11 protein-coding genes are annotated in these 15,249 nt (G+C 68.8%); 1 reads left to right on the plus strand and 10 read right to left on the minus strand.

Annotated elements, in window-relative coordinates:
- Window positions 1-13: 13 nt before the first annotated feature.
- The 5 genes from NUG21_RS12640 to NUG21_RS12660 form a co-directional block, all read right to left on the minus strand.
- Window positions 14-733, minus strand: a complete 720-nt coding sequence (locus tag NUG21_RS12640; protein ID WP_263391037.1) for a DUF6796 family protein — start codon at window positions 731-733, stop codon at window positions 14-16.
- The gene (locus NUG21_RS12645) at window positions 730-927 is read right to left on the minus strand and encodes a hypothetical protein (RefSeq protein WP_263391038.1); all 198 of its coding nucleotides are present in this window, start codon (window positions 925-927) and stop codon (window positions 730-732) included. The genes NUG21_RS12640 and NUG21_RS12645 overlap by 4 nt, the downstream gene beginning before the upstream one ends.
- Window positions 924-2,138: a PepSY-associated TM helix domain-containing protein gene (locus tag NUG21_RS12650; RefSeq protein WP_263391039.1), complete on the minus strand. Its 1,215-nt coding sequence runs from the start codon at window positions 2,136-2,138 to the stop codon at window positions 924-926. The genes NUG21_RS12645 and NUG21_RS12650 overlap by 4 nt, the downstream gene beginning before the upstream one ends.
- On the minus strand, window positions 2,138-4,243 hold the full coding sequence (locus tag NUG21_RS12655; protein WP_263391040.1) for a TonB-dependent receptor: 2,106 nt from the start codon (window positions 4,241-4,243) through the stop codon (window positions 2,138-2,140). Before NUG21_RS12655 ends, NUG21_RS12650 begins: the two co-directional genes overlap by 1 nt.
- A 139-nt stretch (window positions 4,244-4,382) precedes the next feature.
- Window positions 4,383-5,474, minus strand: a complete 1,092-nt coding sequence (locus NUG21_RS12660) for a helix-turn-helix transcriptional regulator (RefSeq protein ID WP_263391041.1) — start codon at window positions 5,472-5,474, stop codon at window positions 4,383-4,385.
- Window positions 5,475-5,873: 399 nt separating this feature from the next.
- Here NUG21_RS12660 and NUG21_RS12670 point away from each other — a divergent pair, with 399 nt between their 5' ends.
- Window positions 5,874-8,021, plus strand: coding sequence for a methyl-accepting chemotaxis protein (locus NUG21_RS12670; protein WP_317852466.1), 2,148 nt, complete (start codon window positions 5,874-5,876; stop codon window positions 8,019-8,021).
- A gap of 318 nt (window positions 8,022-8,339) precedes the next feature.
- On the opposite strand, the gene secF is transcribed toward NUG21_RS12670, so the two are convergent.
- From secF to NUG21_RS12695, 5 genes are all read right to left on the minus strand, one after another.
- On the minus strand, window positions 8,340-9,305 hold the full coding sequence (secF, locus tag NUG21_RS12675) for a protein translocase subunit SecF (protein ID WP_019798136.1): 966 nt from the start codon (window positions 9,303-9,305) through the stop codon (window positions 8,340-8,342).
- A gap of 73 nt (window positions 9,306-9,378) precedes the next feature.
- Entirely contained in the window at window positions 9,379-11,223 is a 1,845-nt protein-coding gene (gene secD / locus NUG21_RS12680) for a protein translocase subunit SecD (RefSeq protein ID WP_160948470.1), read from the minus strand.
- A gap of 56 nt (window positions 11,224-11,279) precedes the next feature.
- On the minus strand, window positions 11,280-11,624 hold the full coding sequence (gene yajC, locus NUG21_RS12685; RefSeq protein ID WP_019798110.1) for a preprotein translocase subunit YajC: 345 nt from the start codon (window positions 11,622-11,624) through the stop codon (window positions 11,280-11,282).
- Window positions 11,625-11,902: 278 nt separating this feature from the next.
- On the minus strand, window positions 11,903-13,048 hold the full coding sequence (tgt, locus tag NUG21_RS12690) for a tRNA guanosine(34) transglycosylase Tgt (protein WP_263391042.1): 1,146 nt from the start codon (window positions 13,046-13,048) through the stop codon (window positions 11,903-11,905).
- Window positions 13,049-13,193: 145 nt separating this feature from the next.
- A complete protein-coding gene (locus tag NUG21_RS12695; protein WP_263391043.1) occupies window positions 13,194-15,023 on the minus strand; it encodes an ABC transporter ATP-binding protein in 1,830 nt (609 codons plus the stop codon).
- Between the last annotated feature and the right edge of the window lie 226 nt (window positions 15,024-15,249).

Below are 15,249 nucleotides of genomic sequence, written 5' to 3' on the forward strand. Positions count from 1 at the left end.
CTCGGCATCTCCCCTACTGCCGGCGCAACAGATAGACCGACTGCAGATACAGCAGCAACTGCAGCGTATTGAAGCCGGCGCCGCTCAGCGCGTCGGCGACGGGCCCTTGCAGCAACTGCGGCCCGCCGATGACCAGCAGGCCCAGCACCACGGGATTGCCGCTCAGCGCGAACCAGCGCGGATAGGCGCTGCGGCCGCTGGCCACGGCCAGTGCGAACGCCAGCAAGCCCAGCGCCGTGCAGGCCACCGACGGCACATAGACGATGAGCAATGCCTGACGGAATTGGCCGGCCAGCGCCAGCAACGGCGGGTGTGCCGCCGCATCGGTCAGCAGCAGCGTCTGGTACACCGCGCCGACGAAGTAGAACGCCGCATGCGCCAGCGGCGACCAGGCATAGCCGAGCAACAGCAGCACCGCCGCCGGCAACGCCCAGCGGCGCCCGGCCGGGCGCAGCCCACGCCACAGATGCCAGTTGCCGGCCAGGTACAAGGGCAGCGCGAACACCGGCAACAGCGCACCGGCGAGCAGCCGCCAGCGCGGCACACCGACCAGGCGCTCGGCCATCTCCGCATCGATCTGCGTGGCGTAGTGCTGGAACAGCAACGGGAACTGCGCCCGCGCCGCGACCTGGCCGACGACCAGCACATCGCCCGCGATCCAGGCCAGGGCGCCGAGTACGCCGGCCCAGCCCGCCCACGCCACCCAATCGCGCTCGCCGGCTGCCGCGCTCACGACTGCGCCCTTTTCGCTGCCGCGCCGGACCGGCGCAGCCACCACCAGCATCCGGCGCCGACCAGCAGCGGCGAAGCCGCCAGCGCAAAGCACAGCCGGTCCAGCGCCCCTTCGGCCAGCAACATGCCGACGATGCCGCCGACCGCCGCCAGCGCCAGCACCACCAGCAGGCACAGCGCGCGCAGACCGGTCATGGCCGGCCTGCCCGCACGCCCGCCGCTCGCAGCGATCCGGTGCCCGCCGGCGTCGCCGGCGCACGCCGATGCCGGCGCCGGCGGTCCCACCACAGCCAGGCGCCGTTGGCGGTGACGAACAGGGTCAGCCAGGCGCACAGCGTCCACAGCAGCTTCAGCGGCAGGCCGCCGTAGTCGCCGAAATGCAGCGGCTGCGCCAGCGCGATCGCCTTCAGATAGCCCGGCAGTTCCACCACCGCCGGCACCTGGCCGCTGGCCGCGTCCACCAGCACCACCCGGAACAGCCGCTGATCCAGCCCCTGCCCTGCGACCAACACCGTGTAGTGACGGTCGGTGGAAAAATCCGTCTGCGGGAAGACGATCGAGATCGCATGCCAGCCGCGCGGCATCGCCGCCAGCGCCGCGGCCTGCGCACGGTCCACATCGACCGGCGGCCGCAGCCGGTCGACCGCCGGGCCGGCATGGCGGCGCTGCAGCGCGACCAGCTCGGTGCGCTGCCACACACTCTGCGCCAGCGTGCCGAAGCCCAGCAGGAAACCGCTCAGGCCGACCGTCAGCGCCCAGCCCATCACCACCACGCCGAGCGTGTTGTGCAGATCCAGTTGCCGCAACCGCGGCCCACGCCCGCGCCGCAGCCGCCCGAACGCCACCTTCTTCACGTGCGGCCAGTACACCACCACGCCCGACAGCAACGCGATCAGCACCAGCAAGGCGATCAGCGCGCCGAGCAGTTCGCCGGGCAGCCCGAGGAACCAATGCGCATGCAGCTCCAGCAGGAAGCCGGTCAAGGTCCCGGTCTGTCGCGTCGCCGCGTCGGTCACCGGCCGTGCATCGGCCAGCCGTGTGTAGCGCATCCGGTAATGGTCGAAACCGCGTTCGTCCGCCGGCGCGGTCACCAGCAGCGCCACCCCCGGATGCGCCTGCGGATCGAGGCCGATGCTGAGCACGCGCTCGCCGGGGAACGCCGCCAGCACGCTGTCGACCGAGCGTGCCAACGGTAACCGCGGCGCGCGATCGGCGCCATGCGCCTCCGGCACCGTGCCCAGCGCCGCATCGATCTCGTCATGGAAGATCAACACCGTGCCGCTCAGGCACAGGATCAGGAACGGCAGCGTCGCCACCAGGCCGCACCAGCGGTGCAGCCACAGGTTCAGCCGAAGCCAGCGCGAGGCGCCGACGGCGTCAGGAGCGCCCACGCGACGGCGGCGCATCAGCGGAAATCCACGCGCAGACCGGCATACCAGGTGCGTGGCTCCGGCATCGTGCCGGTGTTGTAGGCCGAGTACGCGCCGGCCTTGGCATACACATAGATCATCAGCGGATCGCGATGATCGAACAGATTGTTGACGCCGGCGAACAGGTAGACGTTGCCCAGGTGGTAACCACCGCTGGCTCGCCCCAGCCAATACGGACCGATCCGCGCCAGCGGCGTGTTCTGCACGTCGGAGTAATACGCACCGCTGTGCCGAAGGTCGAGACTCAGATCCAGGCCGGACGCGCCGCGCCAACTGGCGCCGATGCCGCCGGTGACCCTCGGCGCATTGGCGAAGGCGTTGCCCCGGGTGCCCCAGCCGGCATCGTCGGTAATGCGCGTGCGCAGCAGGCCGAGGTTGGCATGCAGGTCGAAGCGCGACGTGGCCAGCCAGCGCAGCCCCACCTCGGCGCCGGCGTTGTGGGCACGTCGCGCATTGCGGATCACGAACTGGTAATAAGGCTCGGTGCTGGTCAGGAATGGCAGTTGCAGCCCGCGGTAGTCGCCGTGGAACAGATTGCCGTTCACTTGCAGCCTGCCCTCGGCCAGCTCGCCGCGCACATACAGTTCGTAGTCGCGCACATATTCCGGGGCGTAGCGATAGATCGTCGCCTGCGGGTAGCCGAGGGTCACCCCGCCACCGCCGGCGTTGTAGCCGCGCTGGGCGAGCAGGCCCACGGTCCACGCCGCACTCGGGTGCCAGGCCAGGTCGAGCTTGGGCAGGAAGGTGCGCCAGGTCTCGTCGAAATCCAGGGCGATGTAGCGCGCGGCATCGCCGCCATCGCGGCGGTGGCGTTCGCGCTCATAACGCGCGCCTACCGTCACCTCCAGGCGCTCGCTCAGCGCCAGCGTCGCTTGCGCATAGACCGCTGCGGTATCCACGCGGTCGTGGAAACGCTCGTCGAACGGGTAGTCGATGCGCTCGTCCTGTCGCGCGCGGAACAGATACAGCCCGACCAGCCCACTGAAGACCGAATCGCCGCGCGCCAGCACCAAGTTCGGTTCCAGGGTGTACTGGTTGGCGTGCAGATCGGCGATTCCCAAGCGCGGCATCGCCTCGCGATCGACATGCAGGTCGGTTGCGGTGAACAGGCTGTGGAACGCGAGCCGTTCGCCGAGCGGCCACAGCGTGTCGGACAGCAAGGCGTTGGCGCGGGTCCGGAACACCGGCATCTGTGGCGTGCTGGCGATGCGGGAAGTGTAGGGAAAACTGGTGGTCTCCGATTGCGGCGCAATCGCGTCGGTATGTTGCAGGGTGAGCAACTGGCGCACGCCGGGAAGCGCCTTGGGCGTGTACAGCAGCTTGGCGCGGACGTCGCGCGTCTCGAAGCGCCCCGGGCGGCTGACCCTCGGGTAGCCGCTGTAGGCCAGAGCGCTGTCGTGATGCTGCACGTCGGCCGCGACGCGCAAGGCCAGTTCGTCGGCCAGCAGCGGTGTATTGAAATACAGCGCGCCCTGGTAATGCGCCAGATTGCCGGCGGAGAACAGCACTGCGCCCTCCGGCACGAAGACCGGATCGTGGGTCTTGATCGCCAGCGTACCGGCGATGGCATTGCGTCCCTGCAGCAGGCTCTGCGGACCGCGCAGCAGTTCGGTCTGCTCCACGTCCCACAGACCGCTGCTGCCGAACACGATCTCGTTGAAGCTCAGCGGCCGCCCGTCCAGGGTGATACCCAGGCGTGGACGCGAGCCAGCAAAGTAGGCGTCGACGCCGACCGCCGCGCCGGAGCCGTCGATCCCGCGGATGGCCGGCGCGGCGTTGTCCTGGCCCAGATACACGACGTTGGCCGCCGCGCCGAACACGTCGCGGCTGCTGAAGAAGCCGCGCCGACGCAGTTCCTGCTCGCTCAGCACATCGGCACTGGTGGCGGTGTCGTGCTGCGCGCGCGCCTGCTTCTCGGCCGTCACCACGATGCGCGTCAGCGTGGTCGTCTCGCCCCGGTCGGCCGACTGCGCGGCAGCGCCACAGCAGGCCAGGCCGGCGGCGACCGCGCAGGCGAGCGGTACCGGGCGAAATGCGGGGAGGCACGACAGGGGACGTCGCGCGCGTGCAGCGAGCAGCATGGAGGACCTCATCGGGACGGTGGACTGGCTCGCGACAAGGGACGCTGGCGACTCCCGCTAGCCTAGCGCCGAGGTGGCAGCACGCGCTTTCGCGCGGCGCAATCCTGCTTTCGCGCGACGCAATTTTTGCGCCGTGCGCTCACTGCGGCGCGGGCGGACGCCGTCTTGCCGCCATCGGCGGATGCCCGAACCGGCGCTTGTAGGCGGTGGCGAAGGCCGCCGGATTGGAAAAGCCGACACGGCGACCGATCTCGGCCGCCGCCATGTCGCCTTGCTGCAGCAGGGAGCGCGCCATCAGCAGGCGTTGCTCGCGCACGTAACCGAAGACGGTGGTGCCATGCACGTACTTGAAGTTGATCTGCAGCGTGGTCACGTTCACGCCGACCAGCCGGGCCAGCGCCAGCGTCGACGGCGGCGCGGCGATGCGTGCGTCGAGAATGGCGCGGGCCAGCATGGCCTGTTCGTAGCGGCGCTTGCCGATGCGCGGAACCTGGTGGTGCTCCTGCGTCAGCAGCGCCGCCACCTCCGCCACCAGGGCAAGCGCGCTGCTTTCGAGGAACAGGCGGCCCAACGAACCGTCGTACGGACACTCGAGGATCTGCCGGGCGATGTCGAGCAGCCGCGGCGAACGCGCCAGCGTCGTGGTGCGGTAGTCGGTGTCGGCGAACGCGCACAGCGCGGCCAGATTGTCCTCGGCCAACTGCGCACCGAAGCGTTCGAAGAACGCCGGCTTGAGCATGAAGCCGGCATCGCAGCTGCGATGCGCGCGAACGACCTCCGGCCGTTCGACATGCACCTGCCCGGCATGGCCGATCAGCACCGGCCGCTCCAGGCACTTCGCGACCGCGGCATGCTGGTCGATCCGCATCTGCTCGGGCTCGCCCGCGAGCAGGATGCTGCAGCTCAACGCGGGCCCGGCGTGCAGCTGCGCTGCGCCTCCTTCGAGATGGAGGACGTCGCTGGCGGTGACGATCAGCCCGGGCTGCACCTCGTGCATCAGCAAGCGCCCGGAAAGCCACGGCGTGCGCAGCACACGCGCGGACATGTCGACCGGCGTCAGTTCCACCGCAAGGTCGGCAGCGCACCGCAGCAGGCGCTCGCCAGTGAAACGCTCCTGGATATCCCACAGTCCGGTCGCCATCGCGCGCACCCGTTGTTTCGCGTTCGCCGCAAATGATACGCAGCCGCATCGGCGGCGCAACTGCAGATGTCCACGGCTGCGTGGCGCCACGATGCGCGCTGCGCGCAGCCGCCCCTTCGGGCGGCCGCGGCACCACACGGCTGACAACACCACGAAAAAAGGCTGCGCGTCACCTCCGCGGGGCCTGCACGACGCGACAAACGGCCGCGCGCCCACTCACGTCGCGCTCACGCCATGCGCGCTGCGCGCTTCACTCTTGCTTGATCGGCGCTTGCGTAGAAAACGGCGACACGCGGCGCTGCGTGCAGGTGCCATGGCCTGTGCGATGCGCCCGATGCGACCGGCGAACACAGCCCTAAAGATCCAGGGAACGCGGCCGATACCGATGCGGGCCCTTGCCCGACCCTCCCCTGCTGATCCGCGCTGCGTTGCCGTCCCTGCGGCGATGGAGCCGGTGGCGCCCGCTCTCGCATCTTTCGGAGATCTCGCGTGTCCTTCCATCATCTCACCGTCACCAAACGCCTGGCAATCGGCTTCTGCGGCGTGATCGCCATGTTATTGCTGGTCGGCATCACCAGCCTGATCGGCTTCCGCAAGTTCACCAGTGCCGCGGCGCTGGACGCGCACACCTACAAGGTCATCACCCTCGGCGACCGCATGCTGGTGAGCCTGCTCAACATCGAGAGCGGCGCGCGCGGCTTCGCCCTGACCCGCGATCCGTCCTATCTTGCGCCACTGGAACTCGGCGAACGCGAGTTCAGCGCACAGTGGCAGGAGTCCAAGCAGCTGACCGCGGACAACGCGGCGCAGCAGGCGCGCCTGCAGACCCTGATGCAGGACTACACACAGTTTATGGCGACCAAGCGCAAGGCCGTGGAGCACATGCGCAACACCCCCGCCGACAGCGACGACGCCCAGTTGGACGCGTTCCGGACCGTCGGCAAGCAGCAGATGGACGGGATGCGCGCCACGATCGGCCAGTACGAGGACGCCGAACGCGCGCTGCTGCAGGTGCGCAAGGCCGAGAGCGAGGCGCGCGCGCGGTCCGGCGAATGGACCAGCATGGGCGGCATGCTGATCGGCATCGTCGCCGCGATGCTGCTCGGCCTGCTGGTGCGCAACAGCCTGATGCGCCAGCTCGGCGGCGAGCCGGCCTACGCGGCCGACGTGGTGCGCCGCATCGCCAGTGGTGACCTGTCGCAAGAGGTGCGGGTGCGCACGCAGGCGCCGTCGCTGCTCAACGACATGCGGCAGATGCAGGAGGAACTGCGCACGGTGATCCGGGCGCAGACCGAGATGGCCCGGCAGCATGCCGCCGGCCAGATCAGCTTCCGCATGGACGAGGCGCGTTTCCCGGGCGACTACGGACGCATGGTGCGCGACACCAACGCGCTGGTACACAGCCATATCGCGGTCAACCAGCGGGTGATCGCGCTGATGGGCGAGTACGCCGAAGGCGACCTCAGCCGCGACCTGGAACAGTTCCCCGGCGAGATGGCGATCCTGACCGAGACCATGGCCAAGGTGAAGCACAACCTCGGCGCGATCAACCACGAGATCGACCTGCTGGTGCGCGCCGCCGCGCAGGGCGACTTCTCCCGCCGCGGCGAGGCGCAGCGCTTCCGCCACGCCTTCCGCGGCATGGTCGACAACCTCAACACCATGATGACCGGCACCGAGACCAACCTGGCGGCGCTGTCGCAGCTGTTGCGCGCGATCGCCGCCGGCGACCTGACCCAGACCATGCAGGGCGATTTCCACGGCGTGTTCGCGCGGATGCGTGACGACGCCAACGCCACCGTCGCGCAGCTCACCGACATGGTCGGCCGCATCCAGCAGGCCGCGGCCAGCATCGACACCGCTGCCAGCGAGATCGCCAGCGGCAACGACGACCTGTCGCGCCGCACCGAGCAGCAGGCCGCCAGCCTGGAGGAAACCGCCGCGTCGATGGAGGAACTGACCGCCACGGTGAAACAGAACGCCGAGCATGCGCGCCAGGCCAACCAGCTCGCCGCCGGCGCCGCCTCGGTGGCCTCGCAGGGCGGCACGGTGGTCGGCCAGGTGGTCACCACCATGGACGGCATCGAGGCGGCCTCCAAGAAGATCGCCGACATCATCGGCGTCATCGACGGCATCGCGTTCCAGACCAACATTCTGGCGCTGAACGCCGCCGTCGAAGCCGCGCGCGCCGGCGAACAGGGCCGCGGTTTCGCCGTGGTCGCCAGCGAAGTGCGCACCCTCGCCCAGCGCTCGGCCAGCGCGGCCAAGGAAATCAAGACGCTGATCGACGACTCGGTCGAGCGGGTGAGCGCGGGCTCGGCGCTGGTCGCCCAGGCCGGCACGACGATGCAGGACATCGTGGCCTCGGTGCAGCGCGTCACCGACATCATGGGTGAGATCGCCGCCGCCTCGCAGGAGCAGTCCGCCGGCATCGAGCAGGTCAACCACACCGTCACCCAGATGGACGAGACCACCCAGCAGAACGCCGCCCTAGTCGAGGAAGCCACCGCCGCGGCACGCGCGATGGAACAGCAGGCCGGCGACCTGGTGGAAATCGTCGGCCAGTTCCAGGTGCGCAGCGAGCCCTACCCGGTGGTGGCGCATCTGGTCGCCCGCGCCACTGCCAACGTGGCCTAGAGCGGACGCGCTGCGCGACACGCAGGGACGGGCCGTCATCGACGGCCCGTCTCGCGGCACAGGACGGCATGGCACCCGCCCGGCGTGGCCGCAAAGCTGTAGGAGCGGCTTCAGCCGCGACGCGTTACCGGTAAGGCATCGCGGCTGAAGCCGCTCCTACGACAAAGCGGAAGTCACCCTGCCCCAACCATAGCGCTGACAGCCGCACAAAGAAAAGCCGCGCATCCGCGCGGCTTTTCTTGTTCGCTGGAGGAAGTTTCAGGGCCAGGAAATTCACGCTTCTACGAATCCCCACTCCCGAATCCAATCCCGGCCCAATCAGGGCCGACGCGCCAGCGCCTCCACATCCTTCGACTTCGGCAGCAGATCCTGCTTGGTGACCTGGAACGGCCCGATCGACAGCAGCGGCACCGCCACGATCACCGAGGACACCACCACCACCACCGCGCCGATCATGTGGGTCAGCGCCAGGCCTTCCATCGACTCGCCGCCGTACAGGTACAGCGCCAGCGCCGACAGGAAGAACATCACCGCGGTGATCACCGTACGCGACAGGGTCTGGTTGATCGACCGGTTCAGCACCTCGATCGGCTCAACGCGCAGGCTGCGGAAGTTCTCGCGCACGCGATCGAACACCACGATGATGTCGTTGATCGCAAAGCCCATCACCGACAGCAGACCGGCCAGCACGGTGAGGTCGAACTCGCGGCCGGTGACCGACACGTAGGCTACCGTCACCAGCAGGTCGAACAGCGCGGTCAGGCTGGCCACCACCGCGAACTTCCACTCGAAGCGGAAGCCGATGTAGATCAGGAAGCCGACCAGCATGAACACCGTGGCGTAGACGCCGTTCAAGGCCAGGTCCTTGCCGACCTGCGGGCCGACGAACTCGCCCGGCTTGACCGTGGCCGGGTTCTGCGGCGTGCTCACCGCCTTGCGCACCTGCTCGGCGAGGTTCTTGGTGATGTCCTCGTTGTTGTGCTCGCCCTGCGGCTGCAGGCGGATCACCACCTCGTTGCCGCTGCCGACGTTCTGCACCTGCGCGTTGTCGAAGCCGGCCTTGGCCAGCTGCTCGCGTACCTGGTCCACGTCGACCGGCTTCTGGAAGCTGGTCTGCACCAGCGCGCCGCCGGTGAACTCCAGCGCGTAGTTGAAGCCCTTGGCGAAGATCACCGCGAACGAGGCCAGCGCCAGCACCAGCATCAGCACCAGGGTCGGGTGCCGCCAGCGCATGAAGTCGATCTTGGTGTCGTTGGGGATCAGGTGAAGCGGGAAGATTTTCATTGGAGACCGCTCTGCGTTTTTTTGGAGCCCGCGCCTGCCGGCGCGGGGTCGTGCGGAAGATGGCGTGCGCGGCTCAGATCGCCACGGACTTGAGCTTCTTGCGACGGCCGTAGATCAGCACCGCCAGCGCGCGCGACACGGTGATCGCGGTGAACATCGAGGCGAGGATGCCGATGATCATGGTCAGCGCGAAGCCCTTCAGCGGACCGGTACCGAACGCGTACAGCGCCACGCCGACGATGATGCCGGTCAGGTTGGCGTCGAGGATGGTGCCGCCGGCCTTCTCGTAGCCTGCGGCGATCGCCGACTTGGGCGGCACGCCCAGGCGCAATTCTTCGCGGATACGCTCGTTGATCAGCACGTTGGCGTCCACCGACAGGCCCACCGACAGCGCCAGGCCGGCGAAGCCGGGCAAGGTCATGGTGGCGCCGAACAGCGACATCACCGAGACCACGATCAGCAGGTTCATCAGCAGCGCGACCGAGGTGATCAGGCCGAACATGCGGTAGTACACGCTGAAGAACACCAGGGTGAACAGGAACGCGTAGACCACCGCGGTGATGCCGCGCTCCACGTTCTCCGCGCCCAGGCTCGGGCCGATCACGTATTCCTCGACGAAGTCCATCGGCGCGGCCAGCGAACCGGCACGCAGCAGCTTGGCCAGGTTCTCGGCCTCGGTCTTCTCCAGGCCGGTGGTCTGGAAGTTCTTGCCGAACACGCCGGCGATGCGGGTCGGCGCCAGCGCCTCTTCGTTGACCCGCACGCTGCGCACTTCCTTGCCGTCGACCATGGTCACGGTGGGGATGCGCTCGATGTAGACCACCGACATCAGCTTGCCGGTATTGGCGCTGGTGTAGTCGAACATGCGCTGGCCGGCGGCGTTGTTGAGCGTCACCGCCACGGCCGGCATGCCGTTCTGGTCGGTGCTGACGGTGGCATTGACCATCTGGTCGCCGGACACCAGCACGCGCTTGCTCAGTAGCACCGGGGCGCCGCTGTCGCGCAGGCGGTAGACCTTGGCGTCGGGCGGGATGTTGCCGCTGCGCACCGCGTCCTCGGCATTGCCGTCGACCACGCCGCGGAACTCCAGCGTGGCGGTGGCGCCGATCATGCGCTTGGCCTCGGCGGTGTCCTGCACGCCCGGCAGCTCGACCACGATGCGGTCGTCACCCTGGCGCTGGATGATCGGCTCGGCCACGCCCAGCTGGTTGACGCGGTTGCGCAGGGTGGTCAGGTTCTGCTCGATGGCGCCGGCGGCGATCTGCTTCAGTTCGGCCTCGGGCACGGTCACGGCGATGGTCTGCCCGGACACGGCATAGCTGAGGGTCGGCTGCGCCTTGGCGATGGCCGCGCGCGCGGCGCTGGCGTCCACGCCCTCGCCCAGGCTGACCTGGATGCTGTTGTCCGGACGGCGCTCGACCGAGCGGTAGGCCAGGCGGTTGTCGCGCAGGGTGGTGCGGATGTCCTCGGCGAAGGCGTCCAGGCGCTTTTCCAGCGCCGCCTTCTGGTCCACCTGCAGGGCGAAGTGCACGCCGCCGACCAGGTCAAGACCCAGCACCATCGGCTTGCCGCCCAGCCGCGACAGCCAGTCCGGCACGGTCGAGGCCAGGTTCAGCGCCACCGTGTAGTTCTCGCCGACCTGCTGGCGCAGCACGTCGTTGGCGCGGGTCTGCGCCTGCAGGTTCGGCAGGCGCACCATCAGGCTGTCGCCTTCCTTGTCCACCCGCTTCGGGGTGATCCCGGCCGTCTTCAGGTCGGCGAGGACCCGCTCGCGCAGGGCGTCGTCGATCTTGCCGCCGCGGCTGGCGGTGATCTGGACCGACGGATCCTTCTGGTACACGTTGGGCAGCGCGTACAACGCGCTCAACGCCAGCACGATCAGGATGAGGACATACTTCCAGCGCGGAAACTCGAGCATTGCGGGACCCCGCACGACGCCACGCCGGCGTCGCGCCTAGCAGTAGGAGAAATGGATCAGGCGGACTTCAGCGTGCCCTTCGGCAGGACGTTGCCGATGGCGCCCTTCTGCACGCGGATGCGCACGTTGTCGGCCACTTCGATGGTGACGAAGTTGTCGCCGATGTCGGTGACCACGCCGGCCACGCCGCCGGAGGTGATGACTTCGTCGCCGCGGCCGAGCTTGTCCAGCATCGACTTGTGTTCCTTCTGGCGCTTCATCTGCGGCCGGATCATCACGAAATACATCACCGCGATCAGGATGATGGGCAGCAGGAACATCTGCAGGCCGCCACCGGCCGGCGCGGTGCCGCCGGCGGTCTGCGCCTGGGCGACGGGAATCAGGAAATCGAGCGGATTCATCGGGTGTGTCCTATGGTTTGGGCAGCCCGCCGCCCTGGGGGCACGGACCGCTGGTTTGCCTTGAGGCGGCAAGCAGCCGCCGATTATGCCACGATCTTCCCCCAACCCCCGGAACGGCCGCGGCGCCCTTCCCTTCCTGCTTCGGGACCCCACGGCCCCCTTCTTGGGGGAAGTGCCGCGTGGCGGCGGATCAGGGATGGGTGGAGCCTTGTGCGGTCGACATGACACGCGGCTGCGCCCGGCCCCTCACCCCCAACCCCTCCCGGAGGGAGATGGGGTCAATCCCGCTCCGAGGGGAGCGGCGTGGCCTCGACCCCGCGCGCCGCATAGAAGGACCGCCGGAACTGGGCAAAGGTTCCCGCGGCGATCGCCGCGCGCATGTCGGCCATCAGCTTCTGGTAGTACCAGAGGTTGTGCAGGGTGCCCAGCATCGGCGCCAGCATCTCGTTGCAGCGGTCCAGGTGGCGCAGGTAGGCGCGGGTGTAGCCGCTGCTGCAGGCATGGCAGCCACAGCCCGGCTCGATCGGGTCCAGGTCGCGCTCGTACTTGGCGTTGCGGATGCGCACCGTGCCGAACGAGGTGAAATAGTGGCCGTTGCGCGCGTTGCGGGTCGGCATCACGCAGTCGAACATGTCCACGCCGCGGGCCACGCCCTCGACCAGGTCCTCCGGCCGGCCCACGCCCATCAGGTAGCGCGGGCGGTCGGCCGGCAGGCGCGGATGCAGGTGCTCGAGCATGGCGTTGCGCTCGTGCTCCGGCTCGCCCACCGCCAGGCCGCCGATCGCGTAGCCGTCGAAGCCGATCGCCTGCAGGCCGTCGATCGACCGGCTGCGCAGGTCCGCATGCACCCCGCCCTGGACGATGCCGAACAGCGCCGCGTCGTTGCCCAGCGCATCGTGCGCGTCGCGCGAGCGCCGCGCCCAGCGCAGGCTCAGTTCCATCGAGCGCCGCGCCACGTCCTCGGTGGCCGGGTACGGGGTGCACTCGTCGAAGATCATCACGATGTCCGAATCGAGCACCCGCTGGATCTTCATGCTCTCCTCCGGGCCCAGGAACACCTTGGCGCCGTCGGTGGGCGAGGCGAAGGTCACGCCCTGCTCGCTGATCTTGCGCCGGTGCGCCAGCGAGAACACCTGGAAGCCGCCGGAATCGGTCAGGATCGGCCCGTCCCAGCGGGCGAAGCCGTGCAGGCCGCCGTGATCGCCGATCACGTCCAGGCCCGGGCGCAGGTACAGGTGGAAGGTGTTGCCGAGGATGATCTGCGCGCCCAGCGCCTTGATCTGCTCGGGCAGCACGCCCTTGACCGAGCCGTAGGTGCCCACCGGCATGAACGCGGGCGTCTCCACCGTTCCGCGCGGGAAGGTCAGGCGGCCGCGGCGGGCGGCACCGTCGGTGGTGTGGAGCTGGAACTGCAATCGGGACATGGTCTGGCGAATCTGGGTAAGCCCGGCATTGTCGCATTGCCGGGCCACCGGCGCCGAAACCCGCGCCGCGCTTGCGGCGACCCGCCCGAGCGCCGACCGACCGCCGGCCAGGCAGCGAACCGCGCGACGCCCTGGTTGTGCAAACCTAGTCCGCCGCGACGAAGCCGCCGGTCTGGCGCGCCCACAGCCGCGCGTACAGGCCGCCGCGGGCGACCAGCTCGGCATGGCTGCCGGTCTCGACGATGGCGCCGCGGTCCATCACCACCAGCCGGTCCATCCGCGCGATGGTCGAGAGTCGGTGGGCGATGGCGATCACCGTCTTGCCCGCCATCAGTTCGTCCAGGCTGTCCTGGATCGCCGCTTCCACTTCCGAATCCAGGGCGGAGGTGGCCTCGTCCAGGATCAGGATCGGCGCGTCCTTGAGCAGCACGCGGGCGATCGCGATGCGTTGGCGCTGGCCGCCGGACAGCTTGACCCCGCGCTCGCCGACCTGCGCGTCGTAGCCGCGCAGCCCCTCGCCGTCCTGCAACTGTTCGATGAACTCGTCGGCGCGCGCCTTGGCCACCGCGGCGCGCAGCTGCGCCTCGCTGGCATCGGGGCGGCCGTACAGCAGGTTGTCGCGAATCGAACGATGCAGCAGCGAGGTGTCCTGGGTGACCAGGCCGATCTGCTGGCGCAGGCTCTCCTGGGTGACACCGGCGATGTCCTGCCCGTCGATCAGGATGCGTCCCTGCTCCAGGTCGTACAGCCGCAGCAGCACGTTGACCAGGGTCGACTTGCCGGCGCCGGACGGCCCGACCAGGCCGATCTTCTCGCCCGCGCGCACCTGCAGGTCGAGCCCGGCGATGACCCCGCCGCGCTTGCCGTAGTGGAAGTGGATGTGCTCGAAACGCACCTCGCCGCGCTCCACGCGCAGCGGCACCGCGTCGGCGCGGTCCTGCACCTGCGCCGGCTGCGCGATGGTCTCCATGCCGTCCTGCACCGCGCCGATGTCCTCGAAGATGCCGTTGACGGTCCACATGATCCAGCCGGACATGTTGTGGATGCGGATCACCAGGCCGGTGGCCAGGGTGATCGCGCCGACGCTGATCTGGCCACGGCTCCACAGCCACAGCGCCAGCCCGCAGGTCACCGCGATCAGGAAGCCGTTGACGATGGCGATGGCGCTGTCCATCGCCGTGGTCATGCGGGTCTGCCCACGGTGCTTGACCGCCAGCTCGTCGATCGCCTCGCGCACGTAGGCCTGCTCGCGCCCGGCATGCGAGAACAGCTTGAGCGTGGCGATGTTGGTGTAGCCGTCGACGATGCGGCCCATCGCCTTGGAGCGCGCGTCCGAGGCGATCCAGGCGCGCTGCTTCATCCGCGGCACGAAGTAGACCATCAGCGCCACGTAGGCCAGCACCCACACCAGCAGCGGCGCCATCAGCCAGGGATCGGCCTGCGCGAACAGGTACAGCGCGCTGCCGGTATAGACCACGATGTACCAGAGCGCATCGACCATCTGCACCGCCGACTCGCGCAGCGAGGTGCCGGTCTGCATCACCCGGTTGGCGATGCGCCCGGCGAAGTCGTTCTGGAAGAAGCCCAGGCTCTGCCGCACCACGTAGTTGTGCATCAGCCAGCGCGCGCGGTTGCTCAGGCCGGGCACGATGGCCTGGTTCACCAGCAGGTTGTGCAGGGCCACGAACAGCGGCCGCGCCACCAGCACGATGACGGCCATCCACAGCAGTTCGCCCGCGTGGCGCTGGAAGAAGTCCGGCCCCGGCTGCTCGGCGACCATGTCGACGATGCGGCCGAGGAAGTCGAACATCGCCACTTCCACCAGCGCCAGCGCGAGACCGGCCAGCAGCGTGGCCAGCAGCAACGGCCACAGCGGGCGCAGATAGTGCAGATAGAAGCGCACCACCCCACGGGGCGGCATCTGCGTCTCGATCTTCGGAAAGACCTCGATCAGGGACTCGAACCAGCGGAACATCGCCACGTCACGCCTGAAAAGGGGCGTCAGGGTAGCGTATTCGGCGTCACGGGCCGTGACGCTGGGATTGGGGATTGGGGATTGGGGATTGGGGATTCGAGGTGAAGCCGAGATTGGGGATTGGGGATTGGGGATTCGCAAGAGCGGCCTCCCGCCCGCTTGGCGCCTATCGCTTTCTGTTGTAGGAGCGGCTTCAGCCGCGACCGGGCTTTGCCGGCAAAGCCCA

The sequence above is a fragment of the Xanthomonas sp. CFBP 8445 genome (assembly GCF_025666235.1).
GTDB classification, from domain to species: Bacteria; Pseudomonadota; Gammaproteobacteria; order Xanthomonadales; family Xanthomonadaceae; genus Xanthomonas_A; species Xanthomonas_A indica.